Below are 19490 nucleotides of genomic sequence, written 5' to 3'. Positions count from 1 at the left end.
CAGTTCAATTGGGCGCACGGTACAGTCCGTGCGCCTCGATGTAGGCCAGTACCGCGTCTGGCACCAGAAAACGTACCGATTTACCGCTGGCCAGCAGTTGGCGGATCTGGGTGGCAGACACCGAAAGCGGCGTCTGCCAGACGAATGTAATGTGTCCGCCAGGCCCTTTCAGGGCCTTCGGATCGCTGACCGCGCGTGCTGCCAGCAGGTTACGCATGGCGTCTGGCGACTCGCTGTCGGCGTCCGGGCGTTGCAGCACCACGATATGGCAGTGCTCCAGCAACTCTTCCCAACGATGCCAGGTGGGCAGGCCGCAAAAGGCATCCCAACCCAGCAACAAAAACAGCTGGTCATCGGCGGACAGCTCAGCCCGCATCGATTCCAGCGTGTCGATGGTGTAAGACGGCTTGTCGCGCAACAGCTCGCGATCATCCACCGTCAAGGGCGGCACGCCTTCCACCGCGCAACTGACCATCGCCAGACGGTCTTGCGCAGAGACACTTGGCGTGTCGCGATGAGGCGGTCTGGCGCTGGGCGTCAGACGCAACTCATCGAGTTCAAGCAACGCGGCGACTTCAAGCGCGCCGCGCAAATGGCCGATGTGCACCGGATCGAACGTGCCACCCAGCATGCCGATGCGTTTCGGCTTGCCACTGGCCCGAGCCGTGTCGCTGGCTGGCTGGGCAACAGCACCCGCACCATTGCCCGGGCGCTGACCGATATCGGCCAAGTCAGGCCGGCCCCTGTCCGCGCAACTGGCGACCATCACCAATGACGACGTATTTCTCGCACGTCAGGCCCTCGAGTCCGACCGGACCGCGTGCATGAATCTTGTCGGTGGAAATACCGATTTCAGCGCCCAGACCGTACTCGAATCCGTCGGCGAAGCTGGTGGGCGCATTGATCATGACCGAGCTGGAGTCGACTTCAGCCATAAAACGGCGCGTCTGGCTCTGCGAATCGGAGACGATGGCGTCGCTGTGATGCGAGCCGTAATGGTTGATGTGCTCGATCGCCTGATCCAGACCGGTCACGACGCGGATCGACAGGATCGGCGCCAGATACTCGGTGTGCCAGTCTTCTTCGGTGGCGGCAACGGCATCGATCAACTGACGGGTGCGCTCGCAGCCACGCAGTTCGACGCCTTTCTCGCGGAACTGGGCGGCCATCTGAGGCAGGAAGTCAGACGCAATGGCCTGATCCACCAGCAGCGTTTCCATGGCACCGCAAATGCCATAGCGGTAGGTCTTGGCGTTGAAAGCGATGCGTTGAGCAGCAGCGAGGTCGGCGTGGGCACTGACATACACGTGGCAGATGCCGTCCAGATGCTTGATCACCGGCACCCGGGCATCACGACTGACGCGCTCGATCAGGCCTTTGCCACCCCGTGGAACGATGACGTCGACGTACTCAGGCATGGTGATCAACGCGCCGACGGCCGCACGGTCGGTGGTCTCGACCACCTGGACGACCGCTGCGGGCAGGTCAGCTTCGGCCAGGCCGCGCTGAATGCAGGCAGCGATGGCCCGGTTGGAATTGATGGCTTCGGAACCGCCGCGCAGGATGGTGGCGTTTCCAGACTTCAGGCAAAGACTGGCCGCATCGATGGTCACGTTCGGACGCGACTCGTAAATGATCCCGACCACGCCCAGCGGTACGCGCATCTTGCCGACCTGAATACCGGACGGCTGGAAGTTCATGTCACGGATGGTGCCCACTGGGTCCGGCAGACCGGCGACCTGACGCAGACCGGCGATCATGCTGTCGATACGCGCCGGGGTCAGGGCCAGACGTTCGAGCAGTGCCGGCTCCAGACCGTTCGCACGGCCGGCGGCAAGATCCTGTTCGTTGGCGGCAGTCAGCTCGTCCCGGGCGGCATCCAGCGCTGCGGCGGTCGCAGCCAGCGCGCGGTTTTTCTGCGCAGTACTGGCACGGCCGATCACGCGCGAGGCGTCACGGGCGGCGCGACCCAGGCGGGTCATGTAGTCAAGAACGGACTCAGTCATGGTCTCAGAGGTCTTGGCAGAGAGGAAAGCGGCCGATTATAGCTGCCGGGCGGGCTGAACGACAGCGGCGACAGGCGGATGGTCGATATAAGCCGGATTTGCTGGACGAAACCGTGAAATCCAACTCACACGCCTGCCCGCTTTCACATTTTGTGCCGTTCCAGCCGTGCCCATTCAGCTGCAATTAAGCCCGACATTGTTATCATCACCGCTCATTCCAAGATCATGCATGCGATGCCACGACAGACCCCGCGCGCCCTGCCCGACAGCTTCTTCCACCGCGATGCCCAGACGCTTGCCCGCGATCTGCTGGGCAAGGTCATCCGCCATAAGGTCGGTGAGCTGTGGCTGTCGGCGCGCATTATAGAGACCGAGGCCTATTACGTTTCGGAAAAAGGCAGCCACGCCTCCCTTGGCTACACAGAAAAACGTAAGGCTTTGTTTCTGGATGGCGGACACATCTATATGTACTACGCCCGTGGCGGAGATTCGCTGAATTTCAGTGCCGAGGGGCCGGGCAACGCAGTGCTGATCAAGTCCGCTTATCCCTGGGTCGATGCCTTCTCCGATGAAAACAGCCTGGCGCAAATGCAGCTGAATAATCCCGACGCCAGCGGTCAGCTGCGCACACCGCAGCGGCTGTGCGCCGGGCAGACACTGCTGTGCAAGGCGCTCGGGCTAAAGGTCCCGATGTGGGATGCCAAACGTTTCGATGAAGAACAACTGTTTGTCGAAGACGTGGGGCAGCAGCCTTCGCGGATCATTCAAACCACGCGCCTGGGCATCCCGACCGGGCGCGATGAACACTTGATGTACCGGTTCGTCGACGCCGATTACGCGCGGTTCTGCACACGGAATCCGGTCAGACGCGGGCAAGTCGAAGGCCGCGATTACCTTTTTTTCGAGCAAGGAAACTGACCCATGGGTGCATGGCTCGACAGCATTACCTCCTGGCTGAGCGCCAACCCGTCCTGGCTTGGCGCCGCGATTTTTTTGATCGCCTTCGTCGAATGCCTGGCCATCGCCGGCATCATCGTGCCGGGCACTGTCGCACTCTTCGCGGTGGCAGCACTGGCCGGCAGCGGCATCCTGGAGTTGAGCGAAGCGCTGCTGCTGGGCTTCCTGGGCGGCCTGCTGGGCGACTTCGTGTCTTATTTCCTGGGCCGCCGTTTCCATCAGAACATCCGCCGTCTGCCCGGCCTGCGCCATCATCCGGAGTGGATCGGCGGCGCCGAGGCTTACTTTCAACGTTATGGCATTGCCAGCCTGCTGGTCGGGCGCTTCATCGGCCCGCTGCGGCCCATGCTGCCGATGGTCGCCGGCATGTTCGACATGCCGTTGGTGCGTTTTGCCGGAGTCAGCCTGATTGCGGCCGCCGGCTGGTCGGTGGCGTACATTCTTCCGGGCTGGGCCACCGGCGCAGCGATCCGCCTGCCGTTGCCGGAAAACTTCTGGCCGCAGGCAGCAGTGGTCGGTGTCGCACTGGCAATCCTGCTCGGCGTCGCCGTTCAGAGCAGCACGCGCCAGAAGCGCTATGCCACCAGACTGATCGCCGCGACGTGTTTCATTCTGTTGGGAGCCGTGTTTCTTGGCTGGCCGTATCTGGCGGATTTCGATCAGGGTCTGATGACCCTCGTTCAGGCGAGCCGAAGCGAAGCGGCGGAAAACTACGCCGTGATGATCACAGGTCTTGGGGATTTCCGGACCCAATTCTGTGCGGCTGCGTTGCTGGCGATTCTGTTGCTGCTCACTCGCCAATACCGGCACGCCATCTTTGCAGTGGGAACTACGCTGGGGGCCGCGGTCGTCAACCAGAGCATGAAATACACCTTCGCCCGCGCACGCCCGGAAGTGCTGGCCGAGCCATTGACCACTTACAGCATGCCCAGCGGACATGCATCCGCCTCGTTTGCCTTGTTCATGACGCTGGCCGTGCTGGCCGGGCGCAGCCAACCGGTGCGACTGCGCCTGACCTGGCTGTTGCTGGGGGGAATTCCGGCGTTGGCGATCGCGATGTCCCGGGTGTACCTGGGCGTCCACTGGCCGACCGACGTACTGGCCGGCATGATGCTGGCGTTTTTCACGTGCTCGGCGAGCCTGGCGTTCGTGCAGAACAAGCAATCACTGCCAGCGCTGCCGATTCGTGTGTGGTGGTTGATCCTGCCTGCGATGGTGGCTCTGCTGGGAGGATTTGCCCTGCACTCGTTCGGACATGGCCTGATTCGCTATCAGTATTGAGGGCGCGCCCTTTGGCTGGCGTCGGGCGTATCAGGCCTGCATGTCGCCCTGCATTTCGTCGAGCAGATCCTGAATGGCGTCGAGGCGTTCCTCGGCGTCGTCTATTTCCAGCAGTTCGATCTTATCTTCCTCCGCGAACGGCAGCAGATAGGCCAACTGATTGGCCAGCGACTGTTGCCCACTGGCCGTCAGCCCCATATTCAACGCCGCCACCATCGGGTGCTCGGCCAAGGCCGCCAGAAGTGCCACGAGGTCATCGTCCTCTTCCTGAAGCGGCTGCTCCTGCGGATCTTCCAGCCATTCCACCTCGGCCAGCAGCAGGTTGTCACGTTGCGACTCTGCGTCGATCACCCGAAAGCGCCGCCCGCCGACCACCCGGATACCCAACAGGCCGTTGTCCTGCTGCTGGAAATCAGTGACCAGCGCCTCGCAACCGATCTGCGAGAACCCCTCAGGAACGTCACCCACCTCGCTGCCTTCAGTGATGCAGACCACACCGAACCCTTCACCCTGTTTCATGCAGCGGCCAATCATGTCCAGATAGCGTGCCTCGAAGATCTGAAGATCCAGCACACACCCCGGGAACAGCACAGCATTCAGCGGAAACAACGGCAACGACATAAACCCACCCTCAAGCAACCAGAGACACCGCCAACGGCAAAAACAGCGCCGTGGCGACACCCATCAGACTCATCGCCAGCGCCGCGAAGGCGCCGCATTCATCACCTTCCTGCAAAGCCGCCGAGGTACCCACTGCGTGCGCCGTCAGCCCCAGCGCCATGCCGCGAGCTTCCGGACTCTGCACGCCCGCCAGGGTCAGCAGACCGGGCCCGAATATGCCGCCGATGACGCCGGTGATCAACACAAAAACCGCTGCCAGCGCTGCAACGCCACCTATCTGTTCAGCGACCAGCATGGCAATCGGTGAGGTCACTGACTTGGGCGCCATCGTCATCAGAATCATGTGGTCGGCGCCCAACAGCCAACCGAGCGCGACACATGACCCGGTTGCCAGCACGCCGCCAATCACCAGCGTAGTCAAGACCGGCCAGAACAACTGACGAATACGCCGCAGATTCAGATAAAGCGGCACTGCCAGCGCAACCGTCGCCGGCCCGAGCAGGATGCTGAGAATGTCGGTGCTTTTCCGGTATTCGACGTAGGTCAGCCCGCAACTCACCAGCACGACAATAACCACGACCATCGACACCAGCACCGGTTGCAGGAATACCCACCGGGTTTTCTCATAACCGGCGAGCACGATCTGATAGGCGCCCAAGGTGATCGCAATGCCGAACAGCGGATGATGAATGACCGAGAGCCATGCGCCTTGCCAGTCCAGACTCATGACGGCTCCCGGCGGCTGGACTGGCGATCGATGAGTTTCTGCATCAGCCAGCCCGCAAAGGTGAGCGAGATCATCAGCGACAGCACCAGCGAGCCTACAATGGCCCAGAAGTCATCGGCGATCTGGTCGGCATAAACCATCACGCCGACGGCAGGCGGCACCAGCAACAGCGGCAGATAACGCAGCAGACTGCTGGCGGCCAGGCTGATGGGTTCGCTGACTTCGCCCCTGATCATCAGGTAAATCATCAGCAGCACCAGGCCGATGATCGGCCCCGGCAGTATCGACAGGAATAAATGATTCAGCGCCGTTCCCACCAATTGGAACAGCACAAGCCAGGTCAGGCCTCTTAGCAACATACAGAACTCCACAAATTCGCGGCGACATTATAAGCATGCAGTTTCGTCAGCTATGGCTCGGCATTCGCAAACCTTGGGATTCTTGACCACAGCCCTGCGGCGTGCTGATCTTCATCGCGTCAGGCGATGATGATGTGCAAGCGCGCCGACCGAAGAGGCGCCAGACGCCGCCACCGAACCAAGCAATAAAAGAGCCTATAGCCGCAGAAACCGGAAAACACAAAACCGCAGGACGTCAACGTTTCACAAGGAGAGTAACGATGCCCTATGTACCCGTCGCAGAACTCAAGAGCTATGAAGGCAAGGAACTGGGAAGTTCCGAGTGGCTGCTCATCGATCAGGAACGAATCAATCTGTTCGCCGAGGCAACCGGTGATTTTCAATTCATTCACGTCGATCCGGTCAAGGCCGCGCAGACACCCTTTGGCTCGACCATCGCTCACGGCTTCCTGTCGCTGTCGCTGATCCCCAAGTTGATGGAATCGCTGCTGGTGTTGCCGGATGGCTTGAAAATGGTGGTCAATTACGGCCTGGACAGCGTGCGCTTCGTGCAGCCTGTGAAGGTCGATTCGCGCGTTCGTCTAAAAGTTGCGCTGACCGAAGTCACTGAAAAGAAGCCCGGGCAATGGTTGCTCAAAGCGACGGCAACGCTTGAAATCGAGGGTCAGGACAAGCCCGCCTTCGTTGCAGAACCCCTGTCACTCTGCTTCGTGTAAATTTCTCAAAACGTGAAACAGTCGTAACAGACTGTTTCACCACGCTTACCGGCTGCGGCATACTCGCTGCGGCTGTGTGAGCGACTCGACACAAGTACGCGATCTGATCACGCCGACATATTTATTTGCGGGATTTACCATGCGCGCGCTTGCCCCTCTGGCCCTGACCCTTCTGCTTACCGCCTGCGGTGACGGCGAATCGCTGTTGCCTCCCGACGCTCGCCTGCCCGACGGCGGCCGTTATCGAGGCGACATCGTCAATGGCATGTTGCAAGGCAAGGGTCGTATCGATTACCCGAACGGCAGCTGGTACGCGGGCGGGTTCAAGAACGGCCAATGGGATGGCCAGGGCGAATGGCATGCCAGCAATGGCGACGTGTATCGCGGCGGTTTTCAGAACGGACTGTTTCAGGGGCAAGGGGCGCTGACCACCAGCGCGGGCAGTTATGTTGGCGGCTACAAACTGGGGCGACGTGACGGCGAAGGCACGCTCAAAGAGCACGGCATGAGTTATCGCGGCGAATTCAAGGCCGATCAGTACGAGGGCCTCGGCCACCTGGAACTGGACGACGGCAGCCAGTACCAAGGCCAGTTCGCGCAGGGCAAACCCAACGGCGAAGGCCAGCGCAGCGATGCGGCAGGCAACCAGTTCAGCGGCAAGTTCGTCGACGGCCAGCTCGAAGGCACCGGCAATTTCAACAGCGCTGACGGTGATCAGTATGTCGGCGGCTTCCACAACAACCAGCTCAATGGCCGCGGGCGTTACGAAAACGCCGACGGCGATGTCTGGTCGGGGCAATTCAAGGACGGCGCCTTTACCGGCAAAGGCGAATTGATCGGTGCTGACGGCACCCGTTATCAGGGTCAGTTCCTGAACTGGCGGTTCGCTGGCGAAGGCCGTCTGCAGATGCCGGACGGCAGCACCTACGTCGGGCATTTTGAAAACGACAATTATCATGGCGCAGGCGTGCTGACGACCGCCGAAGGCGAGATTCAGAGCGGCACCTGGTCCAACGGCCAGCGCGTGCGCGACGCGTCGGGCAAGTTGTTGCCAGACCCGCTGGAGGTCGGCCTGCTGGCTCAGGGTCCGTTACTCGAGAAAGCGCTCGCCGCGGTGCCTGCATCAACGCCGGCCATCGAGCTCTACAGCCTGGTCGTCGGCGGCGATGGCAAGCAGAGCGTGTTTCTGCGCGAGGCGGACTTCGTCAACAAATTGCTCGCCACGCGCTTCGGCGCATACGGTCAGGTGTCGCTGGTGAACCATCGCGATCACATGACGGATCGACCGCTGGCCACACGCGAGAACATCAACCGCGCCGTCCAGACGCTGGCCAGACGCAGTGGTCCGGAAGACCTGATTTTCATCTACCTCACCAGCCACGGCACACACGAGCATGAGTTGGTGCTGGACGAGCCACGCCTTGAGCTCTCGGACCTTCCGGCCAACGAGATGTCGGGCGTGCTTGCGCCGCTGAAAAATCGCGACAAAGTGGTGGTGATTTCTGCCTGTTACTCGGGCGGTTTCATCCCTGCGATCAAGGATGAACACACGATGGTCATCACTGCTTCGCGGGCGGACCGGGTGTCGTTCGGCTGCTCGGAAGAGGCGGATTTCACCTATTTCGGAGAAGCACTTTTCGGCAAAGCACTGGCTGAGAGCGACGATCTGATTCAGGCCTTCAACGAAGCCAAAGCCATCGTTGCCCAGCGGGAAACCGACGAGAACTTCGAAGCCTCCGAGCCGCAGATCTGGGCGCCCAAGGCGGTCGTCACACGCTGGCAGCAGCTGCGCAAGAGCCAGGCAGAGCGGGCATTGAACACCGTCGGACGCTGACTTCGCGCGCCTGACCTGCCCCGCGATCTGCCGGAATGGGCGATCACTACGCTCGCGCCTGCTGCAGCGACCCTCGGCTACAAACGGCTCCCCGCTGATCACCAGACAAGCCTCGCACCCGCGAGTCCGGGCCAGCGCTCAGATGAATATTTGAGCGCCGGGTGAAACCTGTCCGCTCGGCGCGCAGTCTGTTCCGATAGAGCGCCTATGCTTGTGACGTATCAAGGGAGAAAGACCATGTACTTGACGCCGCAACACATTTTGCTTGCCGGAGCGACTGGATTGACAGGCGAGCATTTGCTGGATCGCTTGCTCAACGAACCCACCGTCAGCCGCGTGCTGGCCCCCACTCGCCGTCCGCTGGCCGAACATCCGCACCTGGAAAACCCTGTTGGCGAGCTCATTTCGCTGTTGCCCGAACTTGGCGGCCAGATCGATATCGCTTTCTGCTGCCTGGGCAGCACGATCAAGCAGGCGGGCTCGCAGGATGCCTTCCGTGCAATCGATCTGGACATGGTGGTGGCGTTCGGCAAGCGGGCCCGGGAGCTGGGCGCGCGTCATCTGGTGGTGATCAGTGCTGTGAATGCAGACCCCGAATCGAGCATTTTCTACAGCCGCGTCAAAGGCGAAATGGAAGAGGCGCTCAAGGATCAGAACTGGCCGCAACTGACAATCGCCCGGCCCTCGCTGCTGATCGGCGAGCGTGAGGACCAGCGGCTCGTCGAACAACTGGCTGCGCCCATCGCCAAGTTGATTCCGGGTAAATACGGCGGCATCGAGGCCTGTCAGCTGGCTCGCGCCCTTTGGCGCCTTGCGCTGGAAGAACAGGACGGGATTCGGGTCGTGGAGTCCGACGAGCTGCGGCGATTGGGCAAATAGCTACGCCGTTGCTCGCGGATGGCCTTCAGCGCCGAAATCTTTGTACCGGATGAAAGATTGTGCGCAAGCTGCATCCCTGCTGCTGCCGATGGCACTCGCGGCCGCCTACATCCCACCCGTTGCCTGAAACCCAACGCCCAGCGCAGTCAGGATCGAAAGCGGCAACAGCACCGTGTCGAGCAGCGCGCTGCCGGGCAGATCGAGCATCGGGTATTTCGGCGCTTCTGCTCCGAAACGGTCCTTCTCGCAGCAGCCACCTTCAATCGCATACAGATCCAGCCGCGTGCCGGAATACACCACCGGAGCGCCCGGCTGGTTAGCATCCAGTGTGCGCACGGTCGAGCAGCCCGTGGCGAGAACCAGCCCCAGCGTCAGGACAAAAAGCTTCTTATTCATCGGCGCCAAAATGGTGTTCGCCCCAACGGGGCAGCATGTCTTGAGGGATGTTCAACAGGTTGAGAATGCGCGCCACGACGAAATCGACCAGATCGTCGATCGTCTGCGGCTGGTTGTAGAAACCGGGTGAAGCGGGAAGTATCACCGCCCCCAGATTCGACAGCTTCAGCATGTTCTCCAGGTGAATGCTGGAGAACGGCGCCTCGCGCGGCACCAGAATCAACTGCCGGCGCTCCTTGAGCGTCACATCAGCGGCGCGCTCGATCAGGTTGTTACACGCGCCGGTGGCGATCGCCGACAAAGTGCCCGTCGAGCACGGCACGACAACCATCGCGCTCGGGGAACCTGAGCCGGAGGCCACCGGCGACATCCAGTCTTCCTTGCCGTAAACGCGGATCTGCCCTGCTTCAGCGCCGGTGTATTCGGTCAGAAACGCCTGCATCATCTGCGGCTTGGGCGGCAGCGCGACATCGGTTTCGGTGGCCATCACCAGTTGGGCGGCCTTGGAAATGAGAAAATGCACTTCGCGATCTTCCCGCACTAGACAATCCAGCAAGCGCAGACCGTATTGCGCGCCGGACGCGCCGGTCATCGCCAGCGTGATGCGTTCCGGCCCGCTCATTTCAACGCCTCGGCCAGCTTGCCATGCAGCCCGCCAAAGCCACCGTTGCTCATGATGACTACGTGCGTGCCGGGCTGTGCCTGACTTTTCACCCGTTCGATGATGCCTTCGAGGGAATCGCATACCACCGCCGGAACCGTGCATTCGGCAGCCGTTGCGCCCAGATCCCAGCCCAGATTGGCCGGCGAGTACCAGACCACCTGATCCGCCTGCGCGACACTTTCCGGCAGTCCGTCACGATGCGCGCCGAGCTTCATCGAGTTGGAGCGCGGCTCGACGATGGCGATGATCGGTGAATCTCCGACTTTCTTGCGCAGGCCGTCCAGCGTGGTGGCGATCGCGGTCGGGTGATGGGCGAAGTCGTCGTAAATCGTGATGCCGCGCACTTCGGCGACCTTTTCCATGCGGCGTTTCACGCTTTTGAAAGCACTCAGCGCCGCAACGCCTTGCTGCCCGACCACGCCCACGTGACGCGCCGCCGCGAGGGTCGCCAATGCGTTCGCTACGTTGTGCTGACCGGTCATGTCCCAGTCGACGACGCCCTGCGTCACGCCTTCGAACAGCACTTCGAACTTCGAGCCGTCTTCGCTCAGCAGTCTGGCCTGCCACTGACCGCCCTGCCCGGTGGTCTGCACCGGCGTCCAGCATCCCATCTGAATGACCCGCTGCAATGCAGGCTCGGTAGTGGGATGAATCACCAGGCCTTCGCTTGGAATGGTGCGCACCAGATGGTGGAACTGGCGCTCGATCGCAGGCAGATCGGGAAAAATGTCGGCATGATCGAACTCGAGGTTGTTCAGGATCGCGGTCCGCGGGCCGTAATGGACGAACTTCGAGCGTTTGTCGAAGAAGGCGCTGTCGTATTCATCGGCTTCGACCACAAAAAACGGCGTGTCGCCCAGACGCGCAGACACCGCGAAGTTTTGCGGCACGCCGCCGATCAGGAAGCCCGGGCTCATGCCGGCATGCTCCAGCACCCACGCCAGCATGCTGCTCGTGGTGGTCTTGCCGTGAGTGCCCGCAACCGCCAGCACCCAGCGACCGCGCAGCACGTGGTCAGCCAGCCACTGCGGACCGGAAACGTAAGGGAGCCCTTTGTTCAGGACGTACTCGACGGCCGGATTGCCTCGGGACATCGCATTGCCGACCACGACCAGATCAGGCGCCGGTTCCAGATGCGAAGGGTCATACCCTTGCATCAACTCAATGCCTTGCGCCTGCAACTGCGTGCTCATCGGCGGATAGACGTTGGCATCGGAGCCGGTGACTTTGTGGCCCAGATCCTTGGCGAGAACCGCCAGCGATCCCATGAACGTGCCGCAGATACCCAGAATATGAATGTGCATGACCGACCTCTTAAAACGTTCGCGCAGGTTAGCGTAGAAGGCGGTGGATGCGCACGGGGGAATTGCGCAGAACGGCGGCCGCGCTTGAGGATGCCCCACGGGGAATACCTCGAAGGACCGCCTCTCGGGTCAACGCGTCACAGGACCGGCTTTGGCCGGGAAGGCGCCGGTCGGCTCACCGCAGACCTGATGGCGACCACACCGGCCTATTCCCGGCTGAAGCCGGTCCTACTGGCTGACCGCGACACGCTGCAAAATCGCGGGTGAATGCCGGTCCTACTGGCTGACCGCCTCACGCAGCAATCCGTTGGGTGAACGCGTCGTAGGACCGGCTTTAGCCGGGAAGGCGTCGGGGGGCTCACCGCAGAACTGATGGCGACCACACCGGCCTCTTCCCGGCTGAAGCCGGTCCTACTGACTGACCGCGACACGCTGCGAAATCGCGGGTGAACGCGTCCCACTGACTGCGTCACGCCGCAATATCGTGGCTGAAGCCGGGCCTGCTGACTGATCGCGACACGCTGCAATATCGTGGGTGAATGCGGGGCCCTGCTGACTGACCGCCTCACGCTGCAATCCGCTGGGTGAACGCGTCGTAGGACCGGCTTTAGCCGGGAAGGCGTCGGGAGGCTCACCGCAGATTGGGACAATTCATCCAAGCTTCATACACACAGGGCTTCAGCGGTTGATCCCATGTTTGCGCAACTTTCTATAGAGCGTATTGCGGCTCACCCCTAGCTCCCGGGCGGCATGGGTCATGTGCCAGCGCTGGTTTTCCAGAGTGGCAATGAGCGCCGTGCGTTCGGCGTCGTCCAGCGGCGAATCACTGCGCTCTGGCTCGGGCGTCATGCGCGCGACGGTGGCCTGCGAAGCGGCCTGACGGACCGCCGCTGGCAGATCGGCCAAACGAATCAGATGGTCTTCGCACAGCGCCGCCAGCGTCCTCAACACGTTGCGCATCTGCCGCACATTGCCTGGCCAGTTGAAGGCCAGCAGCACATCCCTCGCCTCAGGCTCGATCATGACGGCATCGCCGCCGGCTTCTTCTTTCAACAGGTAGTCCAGCAACTGGGCCTTGTCGCTGCGCGCTCGCAACGGCGGCAAACCGATTTCCAGGCCGCTGAGTCGATAGAAGAGGTCCTCGCGAAAGCTGCCATCCTCTACCCGCTCCAGCAGATTCCGGTGAGTCGCGCTGATGATTCGTACATCTACCGCATGCGGCTCGCCACCGATCGGCACCACCAGCCGATCCTCCAGCACACGCAACAAACGGGTTTGCAATGCCACCGGCATGTCACCGATTTCATCAAGAAACAATGTCCCACCATCGGCCTGCTGCAACTTGCCGCGCATGCCCTCCTTGCGCGCCCCCGTGAAACTGCCGCCGCGATACCCGAACAGTTCGCTTTCAATCAGGGTTTCCGGAATCGCCGCGCAATTCAGGGCCACGAACGGCTTGCCGGCACGCCGACTGGCCTGATGCACGGCTTTGGCGAACGCCTCTTTTCCCGAGCCGGTTTCACCATTGATCAACAGCGGCACGTCGCGCTCGAACACCTTCAAGGCCCGACGAAAATCGGCTTGCAGCGAGGCGTCGCCCAGACACAAGCCGCTTGGTAGCGAAGGCACTGCAGGTCGGCTGACAACCGGTGTAGCAGGCGCTGTCATCTGCGGTCGCGATTGCCCACGCAGCACGGCGAAGAAGCCTCGACCGTCTCGCGTCCTCAGCGGCCAGCAGGTTGCCGCGTCAGCCGATGCACGTGCCAGCAAGTCGCTCAAGGCGCAATCGAACAACGCCTCGACGGGACGACCGATCAGCTCGCAGCGTCCCAGGCTCAGCAAATTCAACGCGCTCTGGTTCACCGCGCTGATGCAACCCTCTCCGTCGAACGCCAGCAACCCTTCGCTGAACAGCCCGACAGAATCCGCCTGTAAATGAAAGCGCAGCAGCCATTGATTATCGAAATGGCGCAGAAAGTAGCTGCTCTCAATCATTTTTGCCGACAGGTTGACCAGCGCCATGGTGTGGAACTGGCTCTGGCGGGTGACATCGTGCCGCGCCGAAGACACGTCGAGGACCGCGAGCAGGTCGCCATGAGGGTCGAAGACCGGACTCGCCGAGCACGTCAGCCCGGTGTGCCGGCCGCGAAAATGCTCGTCGCGATGAATCGTCACACACTGGCGCTCCACCAGACAGGTGCCAATACCGTTGGTGCCCTCGCGCGCCTCGCTCCAGTCAGCACCCAGCCACAGACCGGCGCGCTCGAAGATCCGCCGCTCGCCAGGCTCGGTGACGCAGTTGAGGATGATCCCGCGCGCGTCGGTCAGCAGCACGGCGTTACCGCCAGAGAGCTGCTGATGCAGGCTGTTCATTTCGCCACCGGCGATGGTCAGGACCTGCTGCAGCCGCTCGCGGCTCTCAAGCACGCGGGCGTGTTCGAGCACCGTCGGCGCCATGGCCTGCGCCGGATCGAGGTGGTAATCCTCAAGGCATCGCAACCAGGAGCGGGCGATGGAAGGGTCGGCGCCAGGGCCGTAACGATGGTGGGCGTTACCCTGCGCAACGGTCAGGACCTGTTGCGCATGTCGAGCGAAATGGCGGCTGTGCATTGTTATTGTTCTTCCTAGGTTGCGGCTCTCCCGGGGAGTCGCGGACCAGCATCCTCCTCGTGCCCGGCCATTGCAATGCTTGCTCCGGAACGCACCGCCAGACCGTTGCACATCCGGTACAAATTGTCACACGCGCTGTATCAAGGGCGACGCAAATCGGCCCGCCAGCGATCTGATTTCTTCGGTAAAACCCTTGTAAACCGGCGTCCGGACGGCGGTGGCCCGCGCTTTGCTCTACGCTTTGATCAAGCGCAGCAGCGCGTTATCCCCACACAATCACAAGAGCAAGGAGATACTCACCATGCGTTATGCCCATCCCGGTACCGAAGGCTCGCTCGTTACCTTCAAGACCCAGTACGGTAACTACATCGGTGGCGAATTCGTGCCTCCGGTCAAAGGCCAGTACTTCGAAAACACCTCGCCCATCACCGGCAAGCTGATCGCAACTTTCCCTCGCTCGACTGCCGAAGACATCGATAAAGCGCTGGACGCCGCCCACGCCGCGGCGGATGCCTGGGGCAAGACTTCCGTGCAGGAGCGCTCACTGACGTTGCTGAAAATCGCCGATCGCATCGAGCAGAACCTTGAGTTGCTGGCGATCACCGAAACCTGGGACAACGGCAAAGCAGTCCGCGAAACCCTCAATGCCGACATTCCGCTGGCCGTCGACCATTTCCGTTATTTCGCTGGCGTGTTGCGTGCTCAGGAAGGCACCGCCGCCGAGATCGACGGCAACACCGTCGCGTACCACATTCATGAGCCGCTGGGCGTGGTCGGCCAGATCATCCCGTGGAACTTCCCGCTGTTAATGGCCGCCTGGAAGCTTGCGCCGGCGCTGGCAGCCGGGAATTGCATCGTGCTCAAACCTGCGGAGCAAACGCCGCTGGGTATCAGCGTGTTGATGGAGTTGATTGGCGATCTGCTGCCCAAAGGCGTGCTGAACGTCGTTCAGGGTTACGGCCGCGAAGCCGGTGAAGCGCTGGCCAGCAGCAAGCGCATCGCCAAGATCGCCTTTACCGGGTCCACGCCGGTGGGCTCGCACATCATGAAGCTGGCGGCCGACAGCATTATCCCGTCCACCGTCGAGCTGGGCGGCAAGTCGCCGAACATCTATTTCGAAGACGTGATGAACGCCGAACCCGAGTTCATCGATAAAGCCGCAGAAGGCGTGGTGCTGGCATTCTTCAACCAGGGCGAAGTCTGCACCTGCCCGTCGCGTTGCCTGGTTCAGGAGTCGATTTACCCGCAATTCATGGAGGCGGTGATGAAGAAAGTCCTGAAAATCAAACGGGGCGACCCGCTGGACACCGACACCATGGTGGGCGCTCAGGCGTCGCAACAGCAGTTCGACAAGATCCTCTCCTACCTCGACATTGCCCAGGGTGAAGGCGCCGAGCTGCTGACCGGCGGCAAGGTCGAAAAAATGGAAGGCTCGCTCGCGACCGGCTATTACATTCAGCCAACGCTGCTCAAAGGCAATAACCGCATGCGCGTGTTCCAGGAGGAAATCTTCGGCCCGGTGGTCAGCGTCACGACCTTCAAGGATGAAGCGGAAGCCATCGCAATCGCCAACGACACCGAGTTCGGTCTCGGTGCGGGCGTGTGGACCCGCGACATCAACCGCGCCTATCGCGTAGGTCGTGCCATCAAAGCCGGCCGCGTCTGGACCAACTGCTATCACCTGTACCCGGCCCATGCCGCGTTCGGGGGTTACAAGAAATCCGGCGTCGGCCGCGAGACTCACAAAGTAGCGCTCGAGCATTACCAACAGACTAAAAACCTGCTGGTGAGTTACGACACCAACCCGCTGGGCTTCTTCTGACAAAAGCGCTTCGGCGACCAGTCAACGGCCTCTTCGGAGGCCGTTTTTATTGCGCAACCCCTCAGGTGCTGGCTGCAAAGCCAGGGCGTCATGACTTTGGATTGCGCTTTCTAAACCGCTTAGGCACAGTCGAAATTGTCTGTCCCCGTGCCAGGCGCGCCCTCCCCCTTTCATGCATTACACAATGAAGCTGAGGCCCAACCATGCGGATCGTTCAAGCCACCCTGGAGCACCTGGACCTGTTGACACCGTTGTTCGTCAAATACCGTGAGTTTTACGGCGAACTGCCTTTTCCTGACTCATCCCGCGCCTTTCTGGAAAAACGCCTGCGCCGCGAAGAGTCCGTGATCTATCTGGCCTTGCATGACGAAGACGACAGTAAGCTGCTGGGCTTTTGTCAGCTCTATCCCAGTTACTCGTCGCTGTCTCTGAAGCGCGTGTGGATCCTCAACGACATTTATGTCGCAGAAGACGCCCGTCGCCAGTTGGTGGCCGACCACCTGATCCAGAAAGCCAAGAAAATGGCCCGCGAAACCCAGGCCGTGCGCATGCGTGTCTCCACCAGCGCCAACAACGACGTGGCGCAGAAAGTGTACGAATCCATCGGCTTTCGCGAGGACACCCAGTTCAAGAACTACGTCCTGCCGATCAACTGAATAACGCACAGATCCCGTGCAGGAGCGCGCTTGCCCGCGATGGCGTCGGATCAATCGGCATTCGGCGTTGCAGGCATGCCGCGCTCATGCGCACGCGCCCGCCGAGCTCTGTGCTCCATCACTACCAAATGTTTCGATCGCCGATCCGGCGCCAGCAATATCCTGTTTCTTCCCTCTATAATGCGGCCCAACTCCCTTCGACTCATCGTCCGCACGACCCGGATCGGGTCTCACAACCAGGTGCCGTACATGGATTTCAACCCGCTTGACCTGATTCTCCACCTCGACGTCTACCTCGACATGCTGGTGACCCACTACGGCACTTGGGTCTACGCGATTCTGTTTCTGGTCATTTTCTGCGAAACCGGTCTGGTCGTGACCCCATTCCTGCCGGGCGATTCATTGCTCTTTATCGCAGGCGCGGTGGCGGCTGGTGGCGCGATGGATCCGGTGCTGCTGGCGTGCCTGCTGATGGCCGCGGCGATACTCGGCGACAGCACCAACTATGTGATTGGCCGAACCCTGGGCGACCGGCTGTTCCGCAATCCGGATTCGAAAATATTCCGCCGTGACTACCTGACCAAAACCCAAGAATTTTACGAGCGCCATGGCGGCAAAACCGTGACGCTGGCGCGCTTTCTGCCAATCATCCGCACCTTCGCGCCGTTCGTGGCAGGTGTGGGCAAGATGCATTACCTGCGCTTTTTGAGCTTCAGCGTGCTGGGATCGGTGCTCTGGGTGGGCGGTCTGGTGGCCTTGGGCTTCTTCTTCGGCAACATCCCTTTCATCAAGAAAAACCTGACGCTGCTGGTGCTGGCAATCATCCTGATTTCGCTGCTGCCGATGATCATCGGACTGGTCCGCAACCGCATGGGCCGCTCCGCAGAAGCCCGCTGATCCATGTGGTCGCTGGGGAACTGGCTCAAGCGCCGCACGCTGGCGCGCAATCCTGTCGATCCCGCCGTCTGGGAGCGTGTGCGTCAGCGACTGCCGATCCTCGACGGCCTGAGCGCCGAAGAGGACCGCTATCTGCTCGACAGTTGCGTACTGTTCCTGCGAGCCAAGCACCTCACCGCGCTCGAAGGCGTGAATCTGGATGACGAGTCGCGGCTTTTTCTTGCCGCGCAGGCGCAGTTGCCGCTGCTGGCGCTGGGCGATCTGAACTGGTATCAGGGGTTTCACGAGATCATTCTGTACGGCGATGACTTCGTCAGCCCGCAGCGTCACCGCGACGCCAGCGGCGTGGAGCACGAGTGGGACGGCGAGCACAGCGGCGAGGCCTGGTCGCAGGGGCCGGTCATTCTGGCGTGGCCGGGTGTGCTGTCGAGTGGTGGCTGGGAGGCCTACAATCTCGTCATTCACGAACTGGCGCACAAACTGGACATGCTCAACGGCGATGCCAACGGCCATCCGCCACTGCACCCCGACATGCGCATCAGCGACTGGGCCAGCACCATGCAAAGCGCATTCGACGATCTCAACCGGCAGCTGGACGCCGACCCGGACGCCGAAACGCTCATCGATCCTTACGCCGCCGAGAACCCCGCAGAATTCTTCGCCGTGATCAGCGAGTATTTCTTCAGTGCCCCGGATTTGCTGGTCGAAGCGTATCCGCAGGTGTATCAGCAGCTCAGAGCCTTCTACCGTCAGGACCCGCTTGCACGGCTTACGGCACTTCAAGCGCAAAACCCGGTCTATCAGGCTCACGACGACGCCCGGGGCTGATTGGCGTACATGGCAACCGCTGCCGAATATGCCTATAATCCGGCCCACTTTTTGGCGTTGGACGCCAGATTCTGAATGGTCAACCAAGGGGGCAAAGCCCAATGAGCTACAGCAAGATTCCGGCCGGTAAAGACCTGCCGAATGACATCTACGTCGCAATCGAGATCCCGGCCAACCACGCGCCGATCAAGTACGAAATCGACAAAGAAAGCGACTGCCTGTTCGTTGACCGTTTCATGGCCACGCCGATGTTTTACCCGGCCAACTACGGTTTCATCCCAAATACCCTGGCTGACGACGGCGACCCGCTCGACGTGCTGGTCGTGACGCCTTACCCGGTAGCGCCAGGTTCGGTCATCCGCGCCCGCCCGGTCGGCGTACTGAACATGACCGACGACGGCGGCGGCGACGCCAAAGTCATCGCTGTTCCACACGACAAACTGTCGCAGTTGTACGTGGACGTGAAGGAATACACCGACCTGCCACCGCTGCTGATCCAGCAGATCGAGCACTTCTTTGCGAACTACAAGGATCTCGAGAAGGGCAAGTGGGTCAAGATCGAAGGCTGGGCAGGCGCCGATGCCGCTCGCGAAGCGATCACCAAATCGGTCGCAGCCTACAAGGGCTGATTCGACTTGCCGTCTTCAGGGCGCCCGTTACGGGTGTTCTGAAGGCTGCGCCCTCCTGTTTTTTGTCTTTAACGCGATGCCCTCCCGCTGCAAAGCGATTCATCGCTGTCTTGAGTTCAACAACTTCGCAATCCATTGCCTTAGCGTACTGATGCACCACGCCCGCCGATTCGCCTGAATTATCCGATTTTCCCCCTCGCGGATGTTTAAAAAGATCCACCTCCAGACAATCTGTTTATTCGGATAAAGCGCTTACCCGTTTCTGGCAACAATCGATGCTTCATTATCGCGCTGCGTCTCAATA

Annotated in this window: 19 protein-coding genes; 10 read left to right on the top strand and 9 right to left on the bottom strand. The window is 61.1% G+C overall.

Annotated elements, in window-relative coordinates; all coding sequences use genetic code 11:
• Window positions 1-4: 4 nt before the first annotated feature.
• A complete protein-coding gene (gene nadD / locus BMZ10_RS25605; protein WP_218147278.1) occupies window positions 5-637 on the bottom strand; it encodes a nicotinate-nucleotide adenylyltransferase in 633 nt (210 codons plus the stop codon).
• Window positions 638-731: 94 nt separating this feature from the next.
• Window positions 732-2006, bottom strand: coding sequence for a glutamate-5-semialdehyde dehydrogenase (locus BMZ10_RS25600; protein WP_093469069.1), 1275 nt, complete (start codon window positions 2004-2006; stop codon window positions 732-734).
• 225 nt (window positions 2007-2231) lie between these two features.
• Here BMZ10_RS25600 and BMZ10_RS25595 point away from each other — a divergent pair, with 225 nt between their 5' ends.
• Together BMZ10_RS25595 and BMZ10_RS25590 are read left to right on the top strand one after the other, a co-directional pair.
• The gene (locus tag BMZ10_RS25595; protein ID WP_371266262.1) at window positions 2232-2924 is read left to right on the top strand and encodes a DNA-3-methyladenine glycosylase; all 693 of its coding nucleotides are present in this window, start codon (window positions 2232-2234) and stop codon (window positions 2922-2924) included.
• Between the two features lie 3 nt (window positions 2925-2927).
• Complete coding sequence (locus BMZ10_RS25590) at window positions 2928-4244, top strand: bifunctional DedA family/phosphatase PAP2 family protein (RefSeq protein ID WP_093469065.1); 1317 nt, start codon at window positions 2928-2930, stop codon at window positions 4242-4244.
• Between the two features lie 30 nt (window positions 4245-4274).
• Here BMZ10_RS25590 and BMZ10_RS25585 read toward each other — a convergent pair whose 3' ends face one another.
• The 3 genes from BMZ10_RS25585 to BMZ10_RS25575 are packed head-to-tail and all read right to left on the bottom strand — an operon-like array spanning window position 4275 to window position 5951.
• Entirely contained in the window at window positions 4275-4865 is a 591-nt protein-coding gene (locus tag BMZ10_RS25585) for an LON peptidase substrate-binding domain-containing protein (RefSeq protein WP_093469062.1), read from the bottom strand.
• 10 nt (window positions 4866-4875) lie between these two features.
• Window positions 4876-5592 carry an LrgB family protein gene (locus tag BMZ10_RS25580; RefSeq protein WP_093469059.1) on the bottom strand — a complete coding sequence of 239 codons (717 nt, stop codon included), beginning with the start codon at window positions 5590-5592 and terminating at the stop codon, window positions 4876-4878.
• Complete coding sequence (locus BMZ10_RS25575; protein ID WP_093469056.1) at window positions 5589-5951, bottom strand: CidA/LrgA family protein; 363 nt, start codon at window positions 5949-5951, stop codon at window positions 5589-5591. Before BMZ10_RS25575 ends, BMZ10_RS25580 begins: the two co-directional genes overlap by 4 nt.
• 260 nt (window positions 5952-6211) lie before the next feature.
• Here BMZ10_RS25575 and BMZ10_RS25570 point away from each other — a divergent pair, with 260 nt between their 5' ends.
• The 3 genes from BMZ10_RS25570 (at window position 6212) to BMZ10_RS25560 (ending at window position 9380) form a co-directional block, all read left to right on the top strand.
• Window positions 6212-6667, top strand: coding sequence for a MaoC family dehydratase (locus tag BMZ10_RS25570; protein ID WP_093469053.1), 456 nt, complete (start codon window positions 6212-6214; stop codon window positions 6665-6667).
• A 139-nt stretch (window positions 6668-6806) separates the two neighbouring features.
• Window positions 6807-8501, top strand: a complete 1695-nt coding sequence (locus BMZ10_RS25565; protein ID WP_093469050.1) for a C13 family peptidase — start codon at window positions 6807-6809, stop codon at window positions 8499-8501.
• A 237-nt stretch (window positions 8502-8738) separates the two neighbouring features.
• Complete coding sequence (locus tag BMZ10_RS25560) at window positions 8739-9380, top strand: Rossmann-fold NAD(P)-binding domain-containing protein (protein ID WP_093469047.1); 642 nt, start codon at window positions 8739-8741, stop codon at window positions 9378-9380.
• Between the two features lie 105 nt (window positions 9381-9485).
• Here the strand turns inward: BMZ10_RS25560 and BMZ10_RS25555 are convergent, their stop codons facing one another.
• The 4 genes from BMZ10_RS25555 to BMZ10_RS25540 form a co-directional block, all read right to left on the bottom strand.
• Complete coding sequence (locus BMZ10_RS25555) at window positions 9486-9776, bottom strand: YceK/YidQ family lipoprotein (protein WP_093469044.1); 291 nt, start codon at window positions 9774-9776, stop codon at window positions 9486-9488.
• Window positions 9769-10398 (bottom strand): flavin prenyltransferase UbiX, encoded by a 630-nt coding sequence (ubiX, locus tag BMZ10_RS25550; protein ID WP_093469041.1) that lies wholly within the window; start codon window positions 10396-10398, stop codon window positions 9769-9771. The genes BMZ10_RS25555 and ubiX overlap by 8 nt, the downstream gene beginning before the upstream one ends.
• Window positions 10395-11744 (bottom strand): UDP-N-acetylmuramate:L-alanyl-gamma-D-glutamyl-meso-diaminopimelate ligase, encoded by a 1350-nt coding sequence (gene mpl / locus BMZ10_RS25545; protein WP_093469038.1) that lies wholly within the window; start codon window positions 11742-11744, stop codon window positions 10395-10397. The genes ubiX and mpl overlap by 4 nt, the downstream gene beginning before the upstream one ends.
• A gap of 678 nt (window positions 11745-12422) precedes the next feature.
• The gene (locus tag BMZ10_RS25540) at window positions 12423-14354 is read right to left on the bottom strand and encodes a sigma-54-dependent Fis family transcriptional regulator (RefSeq protein ID WP_093469035.1); all 1932 of its coding nucleotides are present in this window, start codon (window positions 14352-14354) and stop codon (window positions 12423-12425) included.
• 301 nt (window positions 14355-14655) lie between these two features.
• Between BMZ10_RS25540 and BMZ10_RS25535 the strand changes: the two genes are divergently transcribed.
• From BMZ10_RS25535 to ppa, 5 genes are all read left to right on the top strand, one after another.
• Complete coding sequence (locus BMZ10_RS25535) at window positions 14656-16176, top strand: acetaldehyde dehydrogenase ExaC (RefSeq protein ID WP_093469032.1); 1521 nt, start codon at window positions 14656-14658, stop codon at window positions 16174-16176.
• Window positions 16177-16379: 203 nt separating this feature from the next.
• Window positions 16380-16832: a GNAT family N-acetyltransferase gene (locus BMZ10_RS25530; protein ID WP_093469029.1), complete on the top strand. Its 453-nt coding sequence runs from the start codon at window positions 16380-16382 to the stop codon at window positions 16830-16832.
• A gap of 249 nt (window positions 16833-17081) precedes the next feature.
• Window positions 17082-17729: a DedA family protein gene (locus tag BMZ10_RS25525; protein ID WP_093469026.1), complete on the top strand. Its 648-nt coding sequence runs from the start codon at window positions 17082-17084 to the stop codon at window positions 17727-17729.
• Between the two features lie 3 nt (window positions 17730-17732).
• Window positions 17733-18557: a M90 family metallopeptidase gene (locus BMZ10_RS25520; RefSeq protein ID WP_093469023.1), complete on the top strand. Its 825-nt coding sequence runs from the start codon at window positions 17733-17735 to the stop codon at window positions 18555-18557.
• 101 nt (window positions 18558-18658) lie between these two features.
• Window positions 18659-19186 (top strand): inorganic diphosphatase, encoded by a 528-nt coding sequence (gene ppa, locus BMZ10_RS25515; RefSeq protein ID WP_062384817.1) that lies wholly within the window; start codon window positions 18659-18661, stop codon window positions 19184-19186.
• The last annotated feature ends 304 nt before the right edge of the window (window positions 19187-19490 follow it).

The organism is Pseudomonas sp. NFR16 (assembly GCF_900108875.1).
Lineage (GTDB): Bacteria > Pseudomonadota > Gammaproteobacteria > Pseudomonadales > Pseudomonadaceae > Aquipseudomonas.
This window is presented reverse-complemented; position numbering and strand designations above follow the sequence as displayed.